Raw genomic sequence first — 23267 nt, forward strand, 5'->3', positions numbered from 1 at the left:
TCGTAGAACTCAGGGAATCAGCAGCCAGTCCGAGCCGATCGCGGCGACCAGACCGACGGCCAGCAGCCAGCTGCCCAGCCGGGTACGCCCGTTCCGGCTCAGCTCGATCACGACCCCGCAGAGGATCAGCGCCAGCCCGTACACCCCGACCACCAGGACGGAGGCGCGGCTCGCGAGCCGCAGCCCGAGCACCACCGCCATCGCCACCATCCCGACCGAGGAGAGCACGATGCGCAGCCGTCTCGCCTGGCGCGGGGTCAGCCGGCGCGCGCCGGTGTCCTCACCCTCCGCGAGACCGCCCGCGAGGTCGTCCGCGAGGTCGTTGGTGACGTCCTCGGCCGGGTCCTCGGCGGTGGTTTCGGCGGTGTCCTCGGCTATCGGGGCGTCCACGGCTCGGTCCTGGTCAGAAGTGCTCATGACGCGGGATCGTAATGGCTCCGCCCCGGCCCGTTCGCCGTTGTCAACCAACACCGTCGAAACCCGGCCGAGTTGTGGTTCCCGGCCGATCCGCGCGCAGCCTCGGCTTCACTGTTGTTCCGCGCGCAGCCCAGGTGCCTCCGCCGCCGCGTCCACCGGCCCCGCGCCCGGACGCTCCACCCGGCCCGCCAGCTCCCGCGCCCAGCCGATGAGCCCCCCGAGCCCCATCCCATGCGCCTCACCCGTTCCGTACGCCTCCAGCGCCGCAGCGCCGCGCCGCAGCAGCCGTGCCCCGCCGGTCGCGTTGCCCCGGGCGGCGTGGGTCAGGCCCACGGCCAGCTGGGCGAGCCCGCGCCACAGCTCCCGCTCCGTCTCCGGGCCCGACTTCCAGGCGTCCTCGAAGACCTCGTGCGCATGGAACGGCATACCCGCGTCCAGCAGCCGCTGCGCCTCCCGGACGGTCTCACCGGCGGTGCGTTCGACCCCCTCCGGCTGCCGTTCCACCCCCGGCGTCCCGTACGGCAGCGGGCGCCCCAGCCCGTCACGGGGGCGCGCGTTCTGCGCCCGTCCCTCGGAATCCCGGTCCCTGCGTGTCTCGTTCACGCCCCCGATTGTGCCCCGCACCTGCGACGAACTGTCCGAACCACTGTCCGTGGGCCCGTGCGCGCGACTAGGCTCGACCACCATGGTCATCACTTTGGGGGAGGGTAGGCATGAAGCCGTCCCGGCCGCTTTATGAGCGCGAACCGGAACTCGCCACTGCCGCACAAGCCATCGACTCGCTCTGCGGGGCACAGGCCACCGGCGGGCTGCTGATCTACAGCGGCGAGGCAGGCATCGGCAAGACCGCGCTCCTGGACGAGATCCGGGCCATGGCGGCGGACCGGTGCACCATCTGGTCGGCACGCGGCGGTGAGACGGTCACCTCGGTGCCGTTCCACGTCGTACGACAGCTGCTCCAGCCCGCCCTTGGCCAGTTCCCGCCCGACGACGTACGGGCCCTGTTCGGCCCCTGGTTCGCCACCGCCGCGCCGGCCCTGGGGCTCGCCGAGCCCTCCGGCCCGCAGCCCGATCCACAGGGTGTCCGCGACGGCCTCGACTACGTCGTGAAACGGCTCGCCTCCCGGCTCAGCCACCGCCCGCTGCTCCTCATCATCGACGACGCCCACTGGGCGGACGGCGAATCCCTGGCCTGGCTCTCCTCGTTCACCGCCCGCCTCGGCGACCTGCGCGTGCTCGTCGTCCAGGCCCACCGCCCCGAGGAGCTGGCAGCCCGCGAGGCCGCGCGCAACGCCGCCGACGGCCACCCCGCGCAGATCCGGGTCGCCCTGCGCGCCCTCACCCCGGACGCCACCGCCGAGCTGGTCCGCGCCACCCTCGGCGAGCACGCCGACGACCCGTTCTGCCGCGAGGTCTGGGCCGTCACCGGCGGCAATCCCTACGAGGCGGTCGAGCTGGTCGCCAAGGTCCAGGACAAGGAGCTGGTCCCGCTGGAGGAGTCCGCCGGGCTCCTGCGCGAACTCGGCGCCTCCGCCCGGGGCAGCGGCCTCGTCGCCCGCCTCGAACGGCTCGGCACCAACGCCAACCGGTTCGCCTGGGCGGCCGCCGTCCTCGGCACCGACATCTCCCAGGACGTCGCCGCGTCCCTGGCCGGGATGAGCTCCGCCGAGGCCGCGGACTGCACGGCCCGGCTGCGTGAGGCCCGTATCGTCACCGGCTTCGACCCGCTGGAGTTCGTGCACCCGCTGATCGCCTCGGCCGTCTACCGCTCCATCCCGCCCGCCACCCGCACCGCCATGCACGGCCGGGCCGCCTGGGCCATCACCAACGCCGGGCACGGCCCCGCCGCGGCCTCCCGCCACCTGCTCGAAGTCCACCCGGACGACGACCAGGAACTCGTCGCACAGCTGCGGGCCGCCGCGAAACAGCACCTCGCCGTCGGCGCCCCCGAGGCCGCCAGGCGCTGCCTGGAACGCGCGCTCGAAGAGCCGCCGCGCCACGACGTACGCGCCACCCTGCTGTACGAGCTGGGCTGCGCGACGCTGCTCAGCTCCCCGGCCACCACCGTGCAGCACCTGCGCGCCGCCCTGGACATGCCCGGCCTCGTGGACGAGCTGCGGGTGGACGCCACGTTCCGGCTCGCCGCCGCGCTGTCCCACAACAACCAGCTCAAGGAGGCGGCCCTGGCCCTCGCGGCCGAGGCCGAACGCACGGCACCCGGCCCCGGCCTGATGCGGCTCCAGGCCGCCCACTTCCTCTGGGAGGGCATGCAGGCCACCGAGGAGGACGGCCCCGGCCGCTCGCGCCGGCTCGCCGCCAACGCCGACCACCTCAAGGGCCGGGACAACGCCGAACGCGCCCTGCTCACGCTCCGCGCCTTCGACGCCATGCTGCGCGGCGAGAACGCCGAGGTCATCGTCGACTTCTGCGAGCGCGCCCTGGTGAACGGCCACCCCGCGCGCGGGCTCGGCTGGACCGACTCGGAGTGGGGCTTCGAGCTCCCCGCCATGGTCGGGATCACCTACGCCTTCACGGACCGGCTCGACCGCGCCGAGGAGCTGTTCGGCGAGGCGGTCCGGGCCTTCGAGATCTCCGGCTGGAGCGGCGCCCACCTGGCCTTCGCGCACACCCTGCTCGGCCTGGTCCACCGCCGCCGGGGCCGCCTCGCCGAGGCGGAGGGCTTCCTCCGCGAGGGGCTGCGCCTCGCGGACCGCGTCGGCAGCGGGCTCCCGGTCCACTGGGACGCGGCCTGCCTGCTCATCGACACCCTGCTCGCCCGGGGCCGGGTCCCCGAGGCCCGCAAGATCGCCGACCAGTACGACTTCGGTCTGCCGTACCCGAGCGCCATGGTGCTCCCGGACGCGCCGTGCGTCCGGGGCCGCCTGCTGCTGGCCGAAGGCCGTACGAGGGAAGCGGTGACCGAGCTCGAAGCGGCCGGGCGCTCGCTGGAACCGCGCGGCAGGTTCAACGGCATCTGGGGCCCCTGGGCCGGCGACCTGGCCCGCGCCCTCGCCGACGAGGACCCCGGCCGCGCCGCCCAGCTCGCCAACACGGCCCGGGTCCACGCCGAGCGCTTCGGCACGGACACCGCCATCGGCGAGGCCCTGCGCTGCGTGGCCCTCTTCGCACGCCCCGAGGAGTCCGTCCACCTCCTCGGCGAGGCGGTCCGCCACCTGGAGGCGTCCCCCTCCGGTTACGAGTTCACCCAGGCACTCGTCGACTACGGCATCGCCACCCGCTCGCCCCGCGAGCTGGCCCGCGCCCACAAACTGGCCACCGCCTGCGGCGCGGAAGGACTGGCCGCCCGCGCCCAGCAGGCACGCGCGTCGATCCGGTCCACCGAGTGAGGTAATGTTTTCCCTGCAACCGCCACCCGGCCAAACCGGGCAAGCGGCAGCGGGACGTGGCGCAGCTTGGTAGCGCACTTGACTGGGGGTCAAGGGGTCGCAGGTTCAAATCCTGTCGTCCCGACGGTGAAGTACAGGGTCAGAGGGGTCCTTCGGGGCCCCTCTTGATCGTTTCCAGGGGCGCCGTCTCACAATTTCTCACAAACGTTGTTGATCAAGGTCAGCCGAGCAGTTCGGCCAGCTTCTCCGAACCCGCCCTGAGCGACTGCGGGTCGGGATGCACGTAGGTCCGCTTCGTGAACCCGAGGTCCGAGTGACCGGCCCACGCGGAGACCACTGTGTCCGGCACCCCGTTGTTCGCCATCCACGACAGGCAGGCGTGCCGCGCGTCGTACAGCCGCACCTTCCGTACGCCCGTGGTGGCCATCAGCTTGTGTGCCTCGCGCCGGAGCTTGTCCGTCTTCCACGGTCGCCCGAGGTCGTCCACGAGCACATAGCCGCTGTCCTCGTACGCTTCCCCGGCGGCCAGCTTCTCCGCCGCCTGAGCGGCGCGGAACGCCTTCAGCGCCCGCAGGACCGGCTTCGGTAGCGGCAGTGTGCGCTTCCCGGCTTCGGTCTTCGCCCCCTTCTCCACGACCTTGTTCCGCTGCCCCCTCTCCTGGGTGCGGTCGTAGACGATCGTCCGCGTGTTGGTGCCGACGGCGATCGTCCCGGCCGTCAGGTCCACGTCCGGGCTCCAGCGGGCGCCGCACACTTCCGCCGGACGCTCCGCGATCAGGGCGAGCAGCATGGGGGCGTAGGACCGGTGTCCCTGAATGCCCTCCAGGAACCGCTTCACCTCTTCCTCGTTCCACGGCTTGTGCGTGGCCGCGTTCTTCTGAGCCTTCTCCTTGGCCTGCTTCGAGATCGTCACGTGCTCCGCCACGTTGCGAACCACCAGGCCGCGCCGCACCGCGAGGTTCAGGGCGGAGCGCAGACGCCCCAGGGTGAGGCGCACCGACCGTATGCCGAGACCCGTTCCAGGCTTGCCGCCGCGCTGCCGCCCCTCGGACACCATCCAGTCGATGAACGCTTCCACGTCCTCTTCGCTCAACTCCTGGACGGGCTTGTGCCCGAGGTACTTCCGCACGGGCCGTAGGGCGTTGTCGTAGTTGCTGGCCGTGGCCTCTTCCACGTCGCGCGTGGCCGACTTCAGCCACAGGTCCAGCAGGGCGCTGACGGTCATCTTCGCGGGGGCCACGTACGTGCCCGCGCTGCGCTGGTGGCGGATGCGGGCCAGTTCGTCCTTCACCGCCGTCTTGGTGTCCTTCGTGATGGTGAGCTGCTTCCGCTTCATCTTCGGCCCGCCGGTAGCCGGGTCGGTGATCACTTCGCCGGTGGCCTTGTCCGTCTGCGGCTCGTAACCGATGTCGATCACGGCGCGATACCTGATCTGGCCCCTTCGGTTGGGCGGCAGCTTCTTGATCGGGTCGGGCACGTCAGTCCTCCAGGTTTTCGGTGTGGCCGCAGTCGTTGCAGGTGCGCGGACCGGGGCCTGTGATCTTGCGAGCGTCGTAGCTGTGGCCGTAGACGGCGCACGGATCGGCTTCGGGGGTGCCCGAGGAGAGCAGGGTCGTGGGATGGACGCCGAAGACGGCCGCGAGGGCTTCCAGGTCGTCCACGGTGATCCGCCGCCCGCCGCTGGCAGCGTGGTAGCTGGCCGGCCGTCGGGGTCTCAGCTCTCCGACCTGCTGTCTCTTCCGGCCGACGACCCGTTCCGCAGCTCGAACGACTGGGTGGCGGCCGTGGCTGGGCACTACGCGGGCGATGCCTGGAAGTTCTCGCCGCCGCGAGGCTTCACCTGGTACTCGGACATGGTGCGCGCCGCCAACGCCACGTCCGCCGAGCCGCACCCGGAAGACCGGCTGGCGAAGACCCTCCGGTCCGTGTGGGAGGCGGAGGCGGCCAAGCACCCGGAGGACGAGGCGGAAGCCGTGGAAGCCCTCGTGCAGAAGCGGCTGCTGGCCCTGCGTGCCGAGCAGGAAGCCCGGTACCGGTTCGCGCAGGAGCGGGAGCAGGCCACGGCCGTGGAGTCCGTGGCGGATGCCCTGGACGCCGTGCTGGCCGGTGAATGGGAGGTCCGGCCGACTGTCGGGGAGTTCGCGGACGCCGACCGGGGCCTGTTCTACGAGGGCTCCGTGAACGGCGTCTACGGCGACGGCTCCGCCGGTAAGTCCGTGCTGATGGTGAGCATCCAGGCGCGAACCCTGAACGCCGGGGGCCTGGTCATCCACTGGGAGTTCGACCAGAACGCGCAGCGGACGCTGGTCCAGCGCCTTCTGTGGGCAGGGGCCAAGCCGGACGCCATCCAGGACCGCTTCGTGGTGCTGCGCACCCGGCAGCAGGGCGAGCAGTTGGCGCCCGACCTGGTGTCGTCGGCGGCCCTGGTGACGTTGGACGCACTCACGCCGTCCATCGGCGCTCTCGGGCAGAAGGTGAACGACTCGGAGGGCGTGGACGCCGCGTTCGCCGCGTACTTCGCGCCGTTCACCGTGCACGGGGCGTGCGGGGTCTACATCGACCACGTAGGCCACGAGAACACCGAGCGGCAGGCCGGATCGAAGCGGAAGTTCCTCGCCACGCAGGGCGCGCTGTACGAGATCAAGTGCCGTACGAAGCTGTCCGTGGAGGAGACCGGCGTCTCCGAACTGTGGCTTCGGAAGGACAACCCGGCCGGTGCCGGGGCGGTCGGCACGGTGGCCGCCTACGTGACGTACGTGCCGCAGGGCGGCGGGAAGCCGGGCCCGGTGGCGACGGCCATTACGCGGGAGCCGAAGGACCCGGCGCTGAAGCTGAAGACGGCGACAGGTGCCACGGAGCGGCTGATCCTGGAGCACATGCAGTCCAACCCCGGGCCGTTCAGCCGGGGCGCGCTCGCCACGGCGCTGCGCAAGAAGCTCGCCACGGTGCGGTTGGCGGTACGGAACCTGCTGGAGTCCGGTGCGATCGCGGAGCTGGAGGGCACGGGGCGGAACCAGCCGAACCTGGTCCTCGCAGAAGGGCAGCAGGCGCTTCCGGAGGGGGCGTGACAGGGCGGTTCACTCCGTCCCGGTGACCAGGATCAGGGACGGGGTACGGGACGGGGTGAAACCGGCGAAGTGTGCAGGTCAGGGCGTTTCGGTGTTCACCCCGTCCCACCCCGTCCCGGACGGAATGGCACCTCCACCCCGTCCCCCCCCGTCCGGGGGGTACGTAGTGCCCCCCGGACGGGGGGGGTAGCCCGACCCCGGGGAACGGGGTCGAACCAGAGACTCGAAGGAGCAAGGACATGAGCGAGGCGAACAACCCCATGCGCGCGCCGTCAGGGCGCGGACCCCGTGCGCGCGTCCAAGTCGGCCACCGGCGGCGGGAACGGCCCGGAGACGCCCGAGGACGGCCGCTGTACGGCCCGTACGCGGTCCGGCGGCCGGTGCCGTGGCATGGCGGTCACCGGGGCGACCGTGTGCCGGATGCACGGTGGCGCAGCACCACAGGTGCGGGCTGCCGCGCAGCGCCGGGAGGCCACGGCCGAGTTCCTGCGCACCTACGGGGACGTGGACGGCCCGCAAGAAGACCCGGCGGTCGTCGTCTCCCGGCTCATCCGGCAGGCGGCGGCCCACGTGGCGTGGCTGCTGGAGCGGGTGCATGAGACCGAGGCGGACGCCCTGGTGTGGGGCATGACCTCCGAAGTGGAGCGCCAAGGCGGGGAGTTCCCCGGCGTGGACACCACGTACAGCGCAGCCATGAATGGCTGGGTGCGGCTGTACGGGGAGGAACGGGACCGGCTGCTGAAGATGTGCGACCTCGCGGCCCGCATGGGCGTGGAAGAGCGCCTGGTGACGCTGGCCGAGGTCCAGACGAAGATCATGTTCGAGGCAATGAACCGGGCGCTGGACGCCCTGGAGCTGACGGCAGCGCAGCGCGCCCGCGTCCCGGAGGTGATGGCCGGTCTCCTGCGGGGCATGGCCGCCGAGGGGCGGCCGGAACTCCCCGCCGCCTGAACACCAGGAAGCCGCAGCCCGTGAGCGCTGCGGCTTCCGCGTGTAAACGGTCAGCCCAGCCTGCTACCACCGATCCACCGTCCCACGCTGCGGGCCCTGGTTACGATCCCCCGATGGAATGGTGGAAAACGATCGCGCCCCTGGTCGGCGTAATCCTGGGCAGTGTTGGCACCTTGCTGGCTCAGAAGCTCTCGGACGGCCGCGCACTCAGACGTGACAAGTTCCTAGCCGAGCAAGAGGCTAAAGCCCGGTACCGCTCAGAGTGGGTGATGCTCCAACGTGAGACCTACATAGACCTTCAACGAGCGCTGGAGGTCTACGCCAACATTCGGCGTCTGCCAAGGGGTACCCGGCTGAGTGACGAGGCTCGCCAAGAAGGAATGACGTCCACGATTCAGATGCACGCTTTGCTCGCTCGGTTGGATGATCGGCAGTTGGCGTCTGATGCCCGGGACTGGCTGGACCGTACCTACGAGAACGAAGACGCCATGGCCGCTGCTCTGCGCTCAGTCCAGGAAAGGTTGGGCGACCGCTTGCGGGCGCTTTATGCGAACGTCCCGGGGTAACCGGACCAAGCGATCGCGGCACATACGATCGGGACCTACGCAAGCAGCAAGTGCCCGTAGTCGGTGAGCACTTTCCGGGCCTCGGGCACGTCCTCGTAATCCTTCAGCCGGTGGAGGACCGTCCGGGCCCGTTCCGCCGTGCGCTCCGAGGAAAGATCGCCGGACGTGTCGATGACGCGGCGGGCCTCTTCAGCAGCCTGCTCGGGCTCGTTCGCGTCCGCCAGCGCCACGGCCAACCATGAGCGGTACAGCGCGACCTCCCGGGCGTGGGTGGCGTCGTAGCGTCCCAGCACGTCCTGGAGTAGCGGCACCGCGCGCAGCGGGCGACGCAGCTCGGTGAACACCCGGGCGTCCATGACCTCCAGCTCCTCGCGGTTCACCCAATAGGCCCACGTCGGCGCGGGAGGGCCGTCCGTGGCATCCAGCGCGGCGTGGGCCTCCCCGAGCGCCCGCAGGGCCGGTTGCGCCTCCCCGGCACGCGTGTGCGCCCAAGCCACGCGGTCCAGGAACAGGGCGCGGGTTGTGGCCGGAGCGTCCGGCCCGGCCTCGGAGACCGCTGCCTTCGCCAGTTCCAGACCCTCCCGTTCCCGGCCGGTGTTCGTCAGGTGGTACGCGAGGCTGCCCGCGAGCTGGGCCACCAGCGGCGCGTCCCCGGCCTGGCGGGCGGCCGAGAGTCCGAGCCGGTAGGCGTGCTCCGCGTCCTCACCCCGACCGGCGTCCGAGGCGATCCATCCGGCGATCTGGCCCAACTCCCCAATCTGCACGAGCAGGCCGCGCCCCGTTTCCTCGGAGTGCTCGGACTCGCGGTACAGACGGACGGCGGCGCGCAGCTCACGGAAGGCGGGGGCGATCAGGTCACCGCCGGACAGCACATCGTCCGCGAGCCGCAGGCCGTGGACGCGAGCCGCCAGGCTGTCCACGGTGGTGGTGCCGATCCGACGGCCACAAGGGGTCGCCAGGGGTTTCAGCGAGTCCCCGTCGGGCAGCAGGTCCGCGAGGGTGGCCGCGACCCCGGGAAGGGTGGCCTGAGCATCCCCCCGCGCGTACGCGGCGGCCTGCTCCAGCTCACGCAGCGGCACGCCTAGCACCTGAGCGAAGGTGGGGAGCCACACGTCCGGGATGCGCTCCCCACGCTCCCACCGGGAGACCTCGTTCCGCGTGATCGACTGGGCGCCCGACACGGCGCACAGCACGGCGGCGAACTGCCGCTGCGAGCGGCCGGAGTGCCGCCGCAGACCGGCGAGGTAGGCGCCGAACTCGCGGCGTCGCTCGGTGGTGTCGCTCATGGTGGCCCCCTTCCGTATCTAGTGTGGCCCCTCCCTGGCCCCCTTGTTGGCTCCTCCGCATGATCACGCACCCCGGTTACCTGAACGCGAAGCGCCCCGGCGACCGCGCGAACGGCCCCGGGGCTGGCCGATCTGAAGGAAGCAGACCGACATGCCGCAACCTACAACCCGGGCCCGCCAGACCGGGCACCCCGGGTACAGCGAGACCCTGCCGAGGCAGCCCGAGAGCGCCGCCACCGCGCGGCGCCTGCTTCGTACCGCCTGTGCCGTCTGGGGGCTGGACGCATTGGCCGAGGACGGGGCGCTGATCGTCTCCGAGCTGGTGGCCAACGCCGTGCAGCACGCCCGGCGGGAATCCATCCGGGTCGTCATCGACCGTCCCGGCGCTGCGCGGGTACGTGTCGGCGTCGCGGATCTCTCCCGGGCGCGGCCGGTGCAGCGCGAAGCCGACGACAGTGAAGAAGGCGGGCGTGGTCTGCGCCTCGTGGCGGCGCTGGCCGCCGACTGGGGCACGGATGAGCGGCGCTGGGGCAAGATCGTGTGGGCGGACCTGGAGGGGCGCGGGTGACCACGGGAGAGACACCCGGCCGCAGCGCGGCGCGCGCCCATCTGTCGCAGTTGATCGAGCTGTTCGGCACGGACGGATGCCTGCGGATCAGTACGGTCCCGGCTGAACCCGAGCCGCCCACCGTCGGCGCAGAGGCCGAGGGCGACGAGCAGAACTGACCGCCCCATGGCGCGGCGAAGCCCCGGCCGGTGAACTCCACCGAACCGGGGCTTCGTCTTCTCACACAGATCTCACGGACTCCGTGGAACGAGCCGGAAAAGCTGGCCCTGACCTGGACGTTTGCGCACTCCCCGGAACTCACAGACCCCTGTGGACGGTGTTTCGTTCACTGGGGGTCAAGGGGTCGCAGGTTCAAATCCTGTCGTCCCGACTCATAGGAGTCGCAGGTCAAAGGCCGGTTTCGGAATCTTCCGAGACCGGCCTTTGAGTGCTATTGCGCCGGTGACGGGCTCCTGGTGTCGCTCTCGCCGCTGGGTGCCGTCGTGGTCTCCGGTGCTGCTTCCGCAAGGGGCAGGAGGTACTGCTCGGCCAGTTTCGCCAGGTGGAGTGGCAGTGGCCGGGACAACGGGTGGTACTCGTCGTGGAAGCGCAACTGGTGCACGGCAGCGGCAAGCAGCGCGGGCCGGTCCGGGAGCTGGTCGGTGCGCCGGGCCTGGGCCGGCACCCGGTCGGAGAGGCAGCCGAGCACAGTGAGTTCGAGTGCCTGGGGGTTCCAGGCAGTGGCGGCGGGGCCATGCGGCCAAGCCATGCTCGGGACGAGTTTCCGCAGGTCGGTGCGAGGGGATCCACCCGTCGGCGGCTTGCCTACAGTGCTGGTGAAGACCCGGTTGTCCGGCTCGGCCCCTTGTGGTGCCCACAGCCCGATGGACACCCCCGGGGTGTCGTCCGGCTGCGCTCCGGGGGCGTACCACTCGGCGGTTTCCTCGCGGCTGTTCGCGTCCCGGAGCAGCACGACGCGCAGGTCGGCCCCGAACAGTGAAATCCGGGCGGGTCGTTCTCCATGGAAGACCAGACTGTCTCTGACCAACTGCCCGTTCCGAAGACCGGGCCAGACCTTACGCAGGTTGCCGCTGTTGGCGAGCAGGAGGGTGGGTCGGTCCCGGACCTGGTACAGCAGTGACCTGATCTGCCGTTCGGCCTCGTGGGTATCCTCCGACGCCGCCGCTGAGGGGTCCGCCTCCTCCTGTGGCACCGGCGTGCCTCCGGAGGCTGCGATGGTGAGCAGCAGACGGGCGTAAGGCACCCAGCTCTTCTCGGCCTCATCCCAGCCCCGTACCGGGTGTACCGGGTCACGGGGGCGGATTCGGAGTGCCACGAGGCGCTGGCCGGGCTGACGGGTGGGGCCGCCGGCATGGTGACGTACGTGCCAGATCGCCAGGTACTGCATGTCGTCGGTCAAAGAGGCGTCCAGGTTCTGCTCCGGAGGGACCATCGCACCGAGTTGGCGCATCCCGTCCGCGATCGCGGAGGCAGCCCGTTGGGCCAGTGGGCCTTCAGCGTCCTCGGGGACGACGATGAACTGACTCACCCGTCCTGCCTCGGCGCATCCGAGACGTAGTGCCGCCTTGGGGTCGGTATCCGTGCGGGGGAATCGATCGCGGCCGAGGATTTCCACCCATGCCAATCCAGTCGCCTCCCGGCGCTCGCCGAGCTTGGCGGAGACTCGTGCCGCACGGTCCCGAACGGCCGTCGCCACCGACTCGGCTCGCGACCTGCCGGCATCTCCGACCCGGAGTGCGCTGCCCAGAGACTCCAGCGGACGGGTGCGGAGCACTACGTGGAGCCCGTCGTTGTGCCACTTGTACACACCATCGACGGGAGCGGCGGCAGACGGGAGGTCGAGCCACTCACGCAGTGCCGTGACGAGTTCGTCGCGGGTTTCCTCGGTCTGCCAGACCACATCCACGTACAACGGCTGTCCGTCCAGTACGGCGCGGATGGCGCCACGCCGGGCCTCGACGCGCCGCCGGGCACGTTCGGCCAGCTTCTTTGGGTCCTTGGTGTGAGAGCCGGCGATCAGCTTGGGGTTCGACCGGCGGTGAACCCGCTCAAGGGCCGGCACCCGACGGAGGAACGGTCGAACACCTTCCTCGACCCACCGGTCGAGGAGCATCCGCTCCAACGGCATCAGGCCGGCACCGACCCCGTGTTTACCGAAGGCGTTGTCATGCAGGATGCCGGCGGCCACCCCGCCCCGGCCGGCCAGCCAGTCGGCCGCCTCGGTGGTCAGCTCGGCGGGCTTGGGATACATGTGCTGGATGTCCAGCTCCGGCAAGAGGTCGAACAGGCTCTGCTTGCCCCACACCGGGGCACCGAGGGTTCGATCGAGAGCGACCGAGTTGACCACGAGGCGGTGACGCGGATCGGACGTGTCGCTCCAGGGCAGCGGTGCGTCGAGCAGGACGGTCGCCCCTCGGCCATTCTGGAGCTTCACCGGAGAGCCGGTGGCCCAGCGCCGTACGCCGTACGAAACGTGTACCCGGAAACGCTGCGCGAAGGGGACGGTCTGCACGGTGACCGTAACCAGCGCCGAGTAGTACCAGATGCGCTTGTACTTGGTGTAGGTGCGGGGTGGCCAGCTGACCAGTTCCACGCCTTGGTCTCGGGTGACCTGACGGAAGCGGAGCTCGACGCCGTTCATGAGGAGTGGCCGGGCGGCGAGCCGCTTGCCGACCAGCTCCGGCAGCAGATGGTAGAGCCGTTGATCGGGTTCGGCTGTGCCGCCTGCGGAGGTGTTCGCGGCGGTGAGGTCAATGGACTCATGACGCCAAGCGGGGGCCACTTCGTCGATCAGGGCGAGGGCCTGGTCGAGCTCGGCCTCATGGCCGGCGGCCCGGGCCGGGTCCTTGTCCGCGCTGGGAGGCAGGCTCGAAACCCAGGTAGCAAGGAGTGGTGCCACCAACTCGGCCGGCTGGTCCTCGGTGGCGTAGAACCATGGCACCGCGGAGCTGGATCCGGCTTGCCGGCCGGTTGCCACCACACCGGGCGCGGTGGCTCTCAGCAGAGCATTGAGTCTGCGGATCGGCAGACCCGGGAGGTTGTTTCCGCGGCGCCACCGGCGGTGATAGAGGCTGAGGAATTTGGCGCGCCACTCCTCGGGGAAATGCATCACCCGAAACTGCTCGGACCACGGCCCGTGCTCGGGATCGGGCTCGTAGGCGGTGTGGTGGATCAACGGGTACATGCGGAACCTCGTTCCTCGGTGCATTCGGTCAAACAGCGTTCGAGCGCGGTCCACAGTGGCCGATACAGGGCTTGGACGATGTGTCGCTCGGCCTTCGGCCTGCCGCCCTCCGGATGGAAGTACGGGGCAAGCACGGCGCGGATGCTGTACAGCAGGCTTGTCTTCGGAGTGTCCGTGGGGCCGGCCGGATCGGCCGCGGCGAGGCAGGGGGCGAATGCCGCATCGACGAAGGCGACCCGGGTGGGAACGGCGCCCCGGACGGATCGGCCGATGACCTGCCAGATCAGTACCAGCATGTCCCAGGTGACCTGGACGCGGTCGTCGTCGCCGAGGTGGCGCCAGGCCATGCTCCTGGCGAGGACGTGATACCACTTCGACCGGGCGGCATCGCGGAACCGACGCGCGCCCAGGCCGAGCGTGGGTGCACCACGCACCAGATCGGTGAACCCGGTGCCGTCCATGAGCCGGACGATCCAGTCGTTGATCGCGTGCACTGCCAGCCCGAGGTCGTCGGGGCGGGGGTTGGGCCGGGCCAGGAAATACACCGAGCCGATCGCAGCCTCTTTGCTGTCGATGGCGAGGATGTTGTGCCCGCGCTCCACCGCCAGCAGAGGCGCCACCAGGATCTCGGCCTCAGTGGCCGCAAGCGTCTCGACATCACCGCGACGCAGCACTGGGGCATGGTGCGCGTCGTCCAGGGGATGGGCCGCGGCATGCGGGTCGTCGTCGGACACCAGCCGCCATACCCTGCCGTGCCAGCGATCGTTGAGCGTGTGCAGGGTGTCCGCCACCAGGGCGGCCTCTTCGTAACTGCCCACCAGGAGGAGAATGTGCCGCCGAGGTTCCGGCAGCCGGTGCAGTTCACGCAGTAGTCGGCCTTGGCCGTGATCGTTGCGTCCCAGTGCGGTGGTCATTCGGCGCAACACGTCCTCGCGCTGGTCGAGGGGCATTCCGGACAGCCGCAGGGCCTCGCTCGGACTGTCGCAGGTGCATCGTGTCGGGCAGTCACAGGCTTCCCGGACGAACTCGAAACGGAACTCGCTCTGATCGGCGATGCGGTCCATTTCCACTGGATCGGGCTCGATCAGCGTGCCAATCCGGACCGGCACGTGGTAGCGGCTGGATTTGTCGGCCCAGCTGCTTCCTGACATCAGCAGTACGTTGGTTCCCGGTCGGCCGTCCACCTTCGGCAGGTTGGGCATCGCGCGCAGGAGTTCCCGTCCCAGCCCGCTGCAACGGAAGAAACGGAGCTCGCCGGTGCGGACGCCGCCCTCGTCCCGTCCCTGCAAGAGAAACTGAAACCCGATCACATTGCCCATGGGGGACTCGGGGACCATCGGTGCGTAGTCGAGGGGGCGACGGTACATCTCGTTGAAGCCGAGACTGAGTGAGTCGGCGACCCGCGGCCACATGGTGTTGATCAGCGCGAGCTTGGGCTCCAGAGCGCTGAGCAGGAGTGTGAACTCGAACCGGTCCAGCAGGTCCTCCTGCCAGCCGTCCGAGCCTGTGTGCGAGGCGAGGTCGAAGAGATCGCCCACCACGTCCCGCAGCCGGCCACGAGTGTGCTCGCGATAGTTGGTGTGGAGCAGCTCTCCGAGCAACCCGATCAGTGGCAAGACGCGGTCCTTGGGCGGCCGGCGGTCGCCGAACGGGTTGTCACGGAAGTCGTCCAGAAGCTCCATCAGGCGCTTCCGAGGCTCCTTGTATGGATCAACGGTCGGACCGGTCTGGACTTCATGGTCTTTCGGCAGAGGAAACCGCTCCTCCAGCAGCCGCAGTTGGAGCGTGCCGGCGCTGAAATATCCGGTCCGTACCCATTTCCTGAGGTCGAAGTCGCGAACCAGCATGGCCACCAGCCGGTCCGCCGCGGCCTGTGTGGTGTTCACCGCCGCCGACCAGTTCTCCACGTCCCGGTCCGAGAGTTGCACTCGCCCGGCGCTGGCCAGCTCCCGGATACGATGCTGATTGACCTCGTCGAGGAACGAGCGAGTGTCGGGTCCACCACCGAGCAGTGGGACGGCGGGGGCAAACATGCGGTCGAGCTGCATCTGCACCCGGTCCGCCTCGTCGACGATTACCAGGTCGCTTCGGCGGCAGGCGAGTTCGAGGTAGCGGATACGCTCCGCGTTCTGCGGGTGGGGAACACGGGAGTCGACCAGGCTGGGCGGTGTGGAGACCCAGACGGCCGCATCGACCAGGGACCGGGGCCCATGATGGCGCGGGCAGTGCGACCAGAACGGACATGCTCTCCGGTACGAGGCCCAGGGATCGTCCGGGTCCGTATCGCGGATCTTGGGTGGCTGGAGCTTGGTGCATGGTGCTTCACCGAAACCCAGGAGGTCGTCGGCGGGGTGGCCGTCGGCATGGCGCAGCGCGTTCAAAGCACAGGAGGTGCTCAGATACCGGAAGCCGGGATCCTGATGGGCGAGAAGATTGAGCTCACCCCGTCCCGCCGTCCTGCGGTGGAGCCGCTCGGCGTGCTGCTGGCGGCCCGTCGCGCCGAGCACGGGTGCGGCGCAACCCGGAACGTGAGTGTTGTAGAGCTCGACCAGCCGGAGCTGCTCCGCCACGTCACCGACAACCACTGTCACCGTCAGGCCCTGCCGGGCGAGGTGTACGGTCAGGACGTCGCGAAGCGTGCTCTTCCCGGCGCCCACGATGCCGAGCAGATGCTCGATGCCGGATACGGAGAAGGCGCGGGCCGGACGGAAGCCTCTGCGGCGGCACGTCGACAGCCGGATCGCCTTGAGCCGGGTGACCCAGCCGCCGGGTTTTCGGGCGTCCATGGCGGCTGCGGTGACCAACAGCTTTTTCCACTTGAAGGTCAACGGTCTGCCCGCGTGGGCCGGCAGCCGTCCTAGGTCGTGTCCTGGGGGAGCGGAGGCTTCGCGTTCCGGGAGGAGCACGGTGCTCAGGTGCCGTCCGATGGGGAACGCGTACCGTCCCGGCCCGGCAAAGGTGGCCGGCTCGCCGGTGAACGGCGGTGCCTGGCTCAACAGATGTTCGTACGACGCCCAACGGTCCTCCGCGACCGACAGCGATGGCCGGCGGCTGGCGGGGGCGTCCAGGTCCGGAACCTCGAAGGCGCGCAACTGCCGGTCCTGCTGTTTGTACTCCTTCAACGCCTCGGACCAGGCGAGCCTGCGCCCCCAGGCCCACAGGGCATAGCGAGCGGTCCGGCGGAGGTACTCCTGTTCCTCCGTGATCTCGTTGCGTTCGTGGGCGAACGGGTAGCCACTGAACAGGGTCCACGCGTCTGCGGCAGGTGCCCCGGGGGTGAGCTGTTCCTGGAGGAAAAGGCCGAGTTCGATCTCACATAGATCGACCAGTTTGCGACGCGGCAGTTTCGTCCCGGTGGAATGCAGCTCTTTCAGTACCTGATGCAGGGCTTTTGCAGTGCTACGCATGGGTTCTCCCGAGCGTGTCGTTCCGATACGAAGCCGTGTACTCGCTGACTGTTCTGAGCCGCACCCGGGCATCCGCGGGGAGGTGGCGGCCGAAGGCGTTGCGGTAGCCCGGTAGCCCGTCGATGGCGTCGGGCATCACCACGTCGAGGGGGGAGCCTTCGAGTGCGGCCAACTCGGCGGCCCTGAGTGCGGCCAGCGCCGGCTGTTCGCGGTCGAGCACCCGCAGTGCATCGCTCGTTCCGTCCCCCCGCACAAGCCGAAGGCCCCCCGTTCCTGTCGGAACCAATGGGGTTCCACCGGGCAGCTTCCCGCGCAGAAGGAGTTCGGTGCGGCCGGGGAGGGCGAGGAACAGCCGGACTGCGTGAGGAAGGGCGATTGGATGCTTCGGATCCTCGACCCTTTCGAGCCCGCGCTGAATGGTGCACCCACCCTCGCACCACGCCCCGTCGCCGGACGTGGGCTTGGCGAACAGCAGACACTCCGTGCACGTGAAGAGCGTGCGACCCGCTGTGAAGCGCTCGGGTGCCGGCTTGTACAAGTCCCGGACCACTCGCCAGGTACGGATGGTGGTTGGCCGCATGAGGCTGGAGGTGTCAGGGTTCGGGATGACGGGATGTGTGATCAGGAAGTCGCGGCATGAGGCGAACCGTTCGGGAGCGCCGCAGGCATCGGCGAGATCGGCCATTACGTCCGACGCAGATTGTTCCCAGGTGCCGAGCCGGCCGTACGAGGCGAGTTCGGCGCAGGTGCGGGTCGGCTCGGCCGAACTCTGACCGATCAGGCGTGCGTCGTCGGTCAGTAACCCGGGTGGGAGTGCCAGCGGCCAGGTGGTGAGGAGGTCCGTGCAGTGCGACATCAGGCCGGGAATACTCAGAGGCGGTGGCCGGTCCTGCTGAAGGTATGTCAGTACGAGGCGGTCGAAGGCGAGTTGAGTGCTTGCCGCATACGGGAGCCGGAGTGCCGCGGGACGGCTCATGCCGCTCAGGTCCAGCACTCCACGCGCTACAGCCGCCAGCAGCTCGAAGCCCGGGTTCATCGCGCCGCCTCCGGGGAGGGATTCCGCGGCGGGCGGGACGAGCACCAGCGTGCCATTTCGCAGTTGTTGCATTCCGCGCTGGGGACCGCCTCGAACAACTGCTCCCGGTGCCAGCCGGCGACCTGGTCGCGCAGCACCGCCTCGGCTGCCGCAGCGGTCTCCGGCGCGAAGGGGTCCAGGTACCGGAGTTCCACACCATCGGGACGCAGCAACTCGAGCTCCACCCGATCGGCGGCCAGCATGCCCATGGCTATGATCCGTACCGCGAGCGCCAGCTGGGGATAGGCCGTGAGCACATCACGCGGCATTCTCCTGCTTCGAGTGGTCTTGGTCTCACGCCACACCCAGGAGCCGCGCTCCCGGTACAGCAGATCGGGCTCCGTCAGTACCAGGAGATCGGCCGCCGGGTCATCGAACACGAGGAGGGGTTCCGGTGTTCTGCCGGACTCCGAATCGGCGATGCCGAGAGGGCACACCTCGGCGTGATGGCGCAGGAGACGGGCACCGAGAAGGCGTTCGGACGGCGGCAGCCGGTAGCCATCGGGGACCCAGTCGGCTGGTACGTCGGGGGCGCAGGGTGTCCTTTCCCCCTGAGCATGCCGGGCGGAGAGGAAGGCATGGACGGCGCGCCCGCGCTCGGCCGCGGCGCCGCGCTCGATGGAAGTGTCCACGGGAAGCCGCAGGCCACGGAGGTAGCCGCGCGCCGGGCACGAGCTGTGCCCGCGGCCTGTGGTCGGGGACCAGCTCCGGCGTGGCCGGGTGCGATCGGCGATCCCCAGCAACCCCGGGGCCCTCGGCAGTGCCGGGCACACAGGCGCCGCCCGGCAGGATGCGCAGGCCGACCCGGGCCGGTACTCCGGCCGGTCCAGGAGTGCTCGGATCGCGGGTGCGCCCTTCTCCCGGTACAGGGCCAGCGCTTCGCCCCGCGTACCGTTGAACAGCTCCTGAACCCGACCGTCCGTGAGCGCGAACTGCACCACCCGGACATGCTCGACCCGGTCGTCCGTGTCGCCCTCCGCCGCGACCAGTGCTGCTACCGCCCGTTCGGCATCCGTGCGCCCACGCAGGCGATTCACAGGAAGCCGCAGTTCCCGCAGCCGACCGTCCACCGATTCGAAGCATCGCGCCCAGGCGCTGATCCGGTACTCCGGGCTCACGACCTCATCACTTCGCGAGGCGCGGTGCCGGTAGCGCCAGTGCAGCGGAGCCGGTTGGAGTTCCGTGCTGTCGGCGAAAGCCATCTCGTACATCTGGAGGGCATGCCGGGTCCATCTGCTCACCCCCTCGTGTGCGGGTTTGCTGGACCGGCGTGGCTCCGCTCCGTCGGCCGGCAGCTCCAGCCGGTCCAGCGCGGCCATGAACGGTCCGTTCGTAAACGTCTCCAATGCCTCCGGCTTCCACGCGGCCCGCTGGGCCGGACGCATCCCCTGGGCTTTGAACGCATCCGATGCCGGGCACCGGTAGCGCTCCGGCCCGAACATTCCCAGCCGGATGTCGACCACGGAGGAACTCCCGATCATCCCTTCGGGGGGCTGACTTCCTGCCATACTGTGCCTCACCTGGTTTTCATTGTTCTGCGAACCGGACTACCCGGCAGATTCGTCTTGGAGCTTGCGCCTTGCGTCCTGGCACCCTTCTGAATAACCGATTTCGCATCCTGCGGGAACTCGGCCAAGGCGGGGAGGGTGAACTCTTTGTCGCTCGTGATGAATACGACTGCCGGGACGTTGCTGTCAAGGCGCAGTTTCGGCGCTTCGGTCAATCCCTGACCGAGTACGCCGAGGATGCCGGGCCTATCGATGAGGAACTGGAGCGCCTTCGGTACATGGACGCGGTCCCCGGAATTCCGCGCGTGCTCGATGAAGGCTGGCACAGCGGCTGGGGCAAGCGGCGATACATCGTGATGGAGCTGATCGACGGCTTCACCCTTCGGTACTGGATGGGGCGGCACCAACCAGTTCCGGCCACCCACGCCGCGTGCGTGGTGGCGCAACTCTGCGAGATCCTGACGCTGGTGCACGAACGCTACGTTCACCGGGACGTGACACCGAACAACGTGATGATCCAGCCTGACGGGCGCATTCGGCTTCTTGATGTGGGTAACTCCACGGATTTCTCGACGCCGAACTATGACCCCCGCGGGACACCGAACTACGCCGCACCCGAACAATATGTCCAGGGCTCCGAGTCCACTGCGAAGTCCGATGTTTTCGCCCTCGGCGTCTTGCTCTTCGAGATGATTACCTCGCAGCTGCCCTACAGCCACGTCGACGGCCCACCCAGCGAGGCGGAGCCCGCCTTCCCGAACGGACTTGAAGTACCCATGCCCGAACGGCTGCGGAGCCTGGGTCTCGCCATGGTTGCCGTCGAACCGCGGGAACGTCCCGGTGTTTCGGAGATCCGCGACTACCTCGAGTGCTGTGTGCCGAAGCCTGGATCCGACCGGGGACCGAAAGCCGTGCGCCCCGACCCGTCAGCCTGCTTCCGGCTGCGGGAGCGTGCCCGATGATCCCACGGCCGGACGTCACGAGAGTTGCCGCTGACGCTCCACTGCGGCATCGAGGTCCTTCTCACCGAGCCTCGCCAGAAGCGCACGGGCCTCATCGGTCGTCTGCTGGGCTTCTGCTGCACGGCCCAGTGCGGAGAGCGAGTCGGCCAACCGGACCAGCGCCCTGGCCTCTCGGCTGATGTACGCCATGGAGCGGTAGAGCGTCAGCGCGGTGCGGTAGGCCGCTACCCCGGCCTCGTGCTCGCCGATCGCGGCCTGGACGCGGCCCATCGTGAACAAAGCGTGAGCATGACCGTTGAGGTCCGCTGTGCCTCCCAACAGAGCCAACGACTTGGTGCAGTGGGTGAGGGCTGAGATGTGGTCACCGGCCCGGTGGTGGGCGTTGGCGATTCCGTCGAGCGCGGCCCCCTGCCCGAGTCGGTCGTCCTGGGCCTCGAAGCCGGCAAGCGCGGCACTGAGCTCAATCAGCGCCTCGTCGGTGTTGCCGAGTTCGTGCAGCATGATTCCCAGGCTGTAGCGGGCCAGGGTCGCACCCTTGAGATCACCGTGGTCCTGGCTCACGCGGACCGCGACGCGTAGTTCTGATACGGCCCGCGCATGGTCGCCCAGACCGCGGTGGGTTCCGGCAAGGAGGCGTCGGATCGTGGCCACGTCTCCCGGGCCGGCGCACCGTTCTGCTGCCGCGAGAGCGTTGGAGAGGTGACCGAGGGCGTCCAGATACCGATTGGATCGCCACTGGTAGGTCAGCACGGTGAGTGCCAGAAGCCAGGTGTACCGATCGAGCCGCAGGCTCTCGGCCAGTCGGAGAGCAGCGCTCAGGGTGGCGTACTCGGCATCGAACCAGGCCGTCGCGGCGGCATGGTTCGCGGGTGAAACCACAGCGAAGTCCGCGTTTGCGGTGATCGGCAGCCGACGATCCGGATCAAGCACCTGATCACAGGACCAGGCGTTCTGCAGGAGAAACTCACATACGCGGTATCGGCATTCGTCGCGATCCCCGGGCTTCTGCTGATCGGACAACTCTGCCGCGTAGATGCGGACGAGGTCGTGCATGGAGTAGCGCTCGAAGGCGGCCTCGGCCACCAGGTTCATGGCTGCGAGTTCGTTCAATGACTGTCCGACCGTGAGAGGGTCGTGCCCCAGGGCCTGGACCGCACGCCAACTGATCGTCGGGCCGGGATGCAGGGCAAGTTGCCACAGTAGGGTCGTGGCGGGGGCGGACAGGAGCCGGCAGGAGTTCTCAAGCATGGTGCTGAGGTTCAACTCATCGGTGCCCAGGTCGAGGAGGCGAAGCCCGGGACTTTCCTTGAGGAGCCTGCGGACAACGCGCGGCAGGTCCTGGGGCGGGCGGCGGGTGATCTGAGCGGACACGATACGCAGAGCCATCGGCAAACCCGAGCAGTAGCCGAGCAGGTCCTCGGCAAATGGGCGGGCCAAACCCGCATGCTCATGGCCCAGTGAAAAGTTCAGCAACTCGGCGGCCTCTGAGGGGCCGAGGGGAGTGAGGTTGATGGGTTTCGCCCCCTCTCTGACGATGAGTCCCTCCAGCCGCCGACGGCTGGTGACGATCGCGGCGCTTTGCCCCGGACCGGGCAGCAGCGGCCGGACCTGTGCCTCGTCCCGTGCGTTGTCCAGGACGACCAGTACACGTCGGCCCGCCAGTGCCGAGCGGTAGGCGGATACCAGGCCGTCGCGATTCACGGTGGCCGGGGTTGTCCGCAAGTCGTTCAGGAACCGGACCAGGACAGAGGCGACGTTCTCCGGTTCCAGGGCGGAGAACCCGCGCAGGTCGACGTAGAGGACGCCATCCGGGAAGTCCGGTTCAAGCTGCTGGGCTGCGGCCACCGCGAGGAAAGTCTTCCCGACGCCCGCTGGGCCCGAGACGACGGCGATGGCTCCTGATCCAGGTGCCCTGCTCAGCACCGTGTTGGTGAGGCGTTCGAGCTCCGAGCGCCGTCCGATGATCCGAGCCGGCCGGAGGGGCAATTGGCTCGGGACCAGGGGGCGGGGCGTGACGTCGTGGACGGTTGCGTGACCCGTGCCGGCCCTGGTGGCAAGAAGCAAGTGGGCGGTCGGCCGGTTGAACCTGCGCTCCCATTGAGCGAGCACCGGTTCGATCTCGTGATGGCGGCCCAGCGCGCTGAGCGCCCGGACCTTGAGGCCGAGCAGAGCGTCGCTGTCAGGCCATTCCTCCTGCGCATGGTCGACCCGTTGGAGCGCGTTGTGGAGTTCGGAGCAGTCCAAGTCGGCGCGCACACACTCGACGGTCGCGTCGTGCAGCTCGCGAAGGATCCGGGTCCGCTCCTGGGCGAAGGCTTCGCCCAGGAGAAGGCTCAAAGGGGTGGCACCGTGCCACTCGGCCAGCGAAGCCAAGAGTGCGGAGCGTCGACGCTGTGGGCTTTCCAGGCGGAGCGCAGCGGCGTACTGGCTTCGGAAGCGAAACAGGTCCACGCCGGCGGGGTCGGCCTGAATGTGGGAACAGCCACCGGTGTTTCCGACCTTCAGTTTCAGCGCATTGCGCACCTTCAGGCAGTACTGCCTGATGTACGCGGGCTTCACGTCCATGCCCGGCCAGAGGAATCGAAAAATAGTTCGATGTGGCACTGGTTCGCCGGGAGTCAGCAGGAGGAGGGCCAGTAGTTCGCAGGTCTTCCCTGAGGGGACATCGATCGATCGTCCCTCGTCGTCGAGTGCGGCCAGCCGCCCTAGTAAGCGGAACTCCATGCCGGTCTCCCCTTTCGAGGTGTGATGAGCCTTCTTGGTCTCGCCCTGGACAGGATCGCACGGCCTGTGGAGCGCCCTTTAACGTTTGGTTAACGCCTTGAAGTTGATGCTCCGCCGGAATGTCTGCCACGCTGCTGCGTCATCAGCCCCTGCCTTGCGATGGTTCGCCCAGTCGGCCATCGGGGCACGGGCCCTCCTGGCCGA

General features: G+C 69.3%; 17 protein-coding genes and 1 tRNA gene. 8 read left to right on the top strand and 10 right to left on the bottom strand.

Going from position 1 to position 23267, the window contains the following annotated elements:
* Positions 1 to 9: 9 nt before the first annotated feature.
* Both OG338_RS27455 and OG338_RS27460 read right to left on the bottom strand, forming a co-directional pair.
* A complete protein-coding gene (locus OG338_RS27455) occupies positions 10 to 417 on the bottom strand; it encodes a hypothetical protein (protein WP_405939904.1) in 408 nt (135 codons plus the stop codon).
* Between the two features lie 108 nt (positions 418 to 525).
* Positions 526 to 1020: a DUF309 domain-containing protein gene (locus OG338_RS27460; protein ID WP_405939905.1), complete on the bottom strand. Its 495-nt coding sequence runs from the start codon at positions 1018 to 1020 to the stop codon at positions 526 to 528.
* A 110-nt stretch (positions 1021 to 1130) separates the two neighbouring features.
* On the opposite strand from OG338_RS27460, the gene OG338_RS27465 reads away from it, so the two are divergent.
* On the top strand, positions 1131 to 3764 hold the full coding sequence (locus tag OG338_RS27465) for an ATP-binding protein (protein WP_405939906.1): 2634 nt from the start codon (positions 1131 to 1133) through the stop codon (positions 3762 to 3764).
* A gap of 50 nt (positions 3765 to 3814) precedes the next feature.
* Positions 3815 to 3888: transfer RNA gene (locus tag OG338_RS27470), tRNA-Pro, on the top strand.
* 96 nt (positions 3889 to 3984) lie between these two features.
* Here OG338_RS27470 and OG338_RS27475 read toward each other — a convergent pair.
* The gene (locus OG338_RS27475; RefSeq protein ID WP_405939907.1) at positions 3985 to 5241 is read right to left on the bottom strand and encodes a tyrosine-type recombinase/integrase; all 1257 of its coding nucleotides are present in this window, start codon (positions 5239 to 5241) and stop codon (positions 3985 to 3987) included.
* Position 5242: 1 nt separating this feature from the next.
* Positions 5243 to 5425 carry a hypothetical protein gene (locus OG338_RS27480; RefSeq protein ID WP_405939908.1) on the bottom strand — a complete coding sequence of 61 codons (183 nt, stop codon included), beginning with the start codon at positions 5423 to 5425 and terminating at the stop codon, positions 5243 to 5245.
* Here OG338_RS27480 and OG338_RS27485 point away from each other — a divergent pair.
* From OG338_RS27485 to OG338_RS27495, 3 genes are all read left to right on the top strand, one after another.
* Complete coding sequence (locus OG338_RS27485) at positions 5384 to 6832, top strand: primase C-terminal domain-containing protein (RefSeq protein WP_405939909.1); 1449 nt, start codon at positions 5384 to 5386, stop codon at positions 6830 to 6832. The two genes, OG338_RS27480 and OG338_RS27485, sit on opposite strands and share 42 nt — an antisense overlap.
* A gap of 288 nt (positions 6833 to 7120) precedes the next feature.
* Positions 7121 to 7783 carry an HGGxSTG domain-containing protein gene (locus OG338_RS27490; protein ID WP_405939910.1) on the top strand — a complete coding sequence of 221 codons (663 nt, stop codon included), beginning with the start codon at positions 7121 to 7123 and terminating at the stop codon, positions 7781 to 7783.
* A 113-nt stretch (positions 7784 to 7896) separates the two neighbouring features.
* Positions 7897 to 8349, top strand: a complete 453-nt coding sequence (locus OG338_RS27495; RefSeq protein ID WP_405939911.1) for a hypothetical protein — start codon at positions 7897 to 7899, stop codon at positions 8347 to 8349.
* 35 nt (positions 8350 to 8384) lie between these two features.
* Here the strand turns inward: OG338_RS27495 and OG338_RS27500 are convergent, their stop codons facing one another.
* The gene (locus OG338_RS27500; protein WP_405939912.1) at positions 8385 to 9635 is read right to left on the bottom strand and encodes a helix-turn-helix domain-containing protein; all 1251 of its coding nucleotides are present in this window, start codon (positions 9633 to 9635) and stop codon (positions 8385 to 8387) included.
* 151 nt (positions 9636 to 9786) lie between these two features.
* Between OG338_RS27500 and OG338_RS27505 the strand changes: the two genes are divergently transcribed.
* Together OG338_RS27505 and OG338_RS27510 are read left to right on the top strand one after the other, a co-directional pair.
* Entirely contained in the window at positions 9787 to 10203 is a 417-nt protein-coding gene (locus OG338_RS27505; RefSeq protein WP_031176764.1) for an ATP-binding protein, read from the top strand.
* Positions 10200 to 10361, top strand: coding sequence for a hypothetical protein (locus tag OG338_RS27510; RefSeq protein ID WP_405939913.1), 162 nt, complete (start codon positions 10200 to 10202; stop codon positions 10359 to 10361). The genes OG338_RS27505 and OG338_RS27510 overlap by 4 nt, the downstream gene beginning before the upstream one ends.
* A 272-nt stretch (positions 10362 to 10633) precedes the next feature.
* Here OG338_RS27510 and OG338_RS27515 read toward each other — a convergent pair whose 3' ends face one another.
* The 4 genes from OG338_RS27515 to OG338_RS27530 are packed head-to-tail and all read right to left on the bottom strand — an operon-like array spanning position 10634 to position 19332.
* The gene (locus tag OG338_RS27515; RefSeq protein ID WP_405939914.1) at positions 10634 to 13387 is read right to left on the bottom strand and encodes a pPIWI_RE module domain-containing protein; all 2754 of its coding nucleotides are present in this window, start codon (positions 13385 to 13387) and stop codon (positions 10634 to 10636) included.
* On the bottom strand, positions 13375 to 16794 hold the full coding sequence (locus OG338_RS27520) for a hypothetical protein (RefSeq protein WP_405939915.1): 3420 nt from the start codon (positions 16792 to 16794) through the stop codon (positions 13375 to 13377). Before OG338_RS27520 ends, OG338_RS27515 begins: the two co-directional genes overlap by 13 nt.
* Positions 16787 to 17830, bottom strand: a complete 1044-nt coding sequence (locus OG338_RS27525; protein ID WP_405939916.1) for a hypothetical protein — start codon at positions 17828 to 17830, stop codon at positions 16787 to 16789. The genes OG338_RS27520 and OG338_RS27525 overlap by 8 nt, the downstream gene beginning before the upstream one ends.
* Positions 17827 to 19332 (bottom strand): PD-(D/E)XK nuclease family protein, encoded by a 1506-nt coding sequence (locus OG338_RS27530; RefSeq protein WP_405939917.1) that lies wholly within the window; start codon positions 19330 to 19332, stop codon positions 17827 to 17829. Before OG338_RS27530 ends, OG338_RS27525 begins: the two co-directional genes overlap by 4 nt.
* Positions 19333 to 19448: 116 nt before the next feature.
* Here OG338_RS27530 and OG338_RS27535 point away from each other — a divergent pair, with 116 nt between their 5' ends.
* Entirely contained in the window at positions 19449 to 20339 is an 891-nt protein-coding gene (locus OG338_RS27535) for a serine/threonine-protein kinase (RefSeq protein ID WP_405939918.1), read from the top strand.
* 15 nt (positions 20340 to 20354) lie between these two features.
* Here OG338_RS27535 and OG338_RS27540 read toward each other — a convergent pair whose 3' ends face one another.
* Positions 20355 to 23063 (bottom strand): ATP-binding protein, encoded by a 2709-nt coding sequence (locus OG338_RS27540; RefSeq protein WP_405939919.1) that lies wholly within the window; start codon positions 23061 to 23063, stop codon positions 20355 to 20357.
* Positions 23064 to 23267 lie beyond the last annotated feature (204 nt).

Origin of the sequence: Streptomyces sp. NBC_00726 (assembly GCF_045161735.1) — a bacterium.
GTDB lineage: Bacteria > Actinomycetota > Actinomycetes > Streptomycetales > Streptomycetaceae > Streptomyces.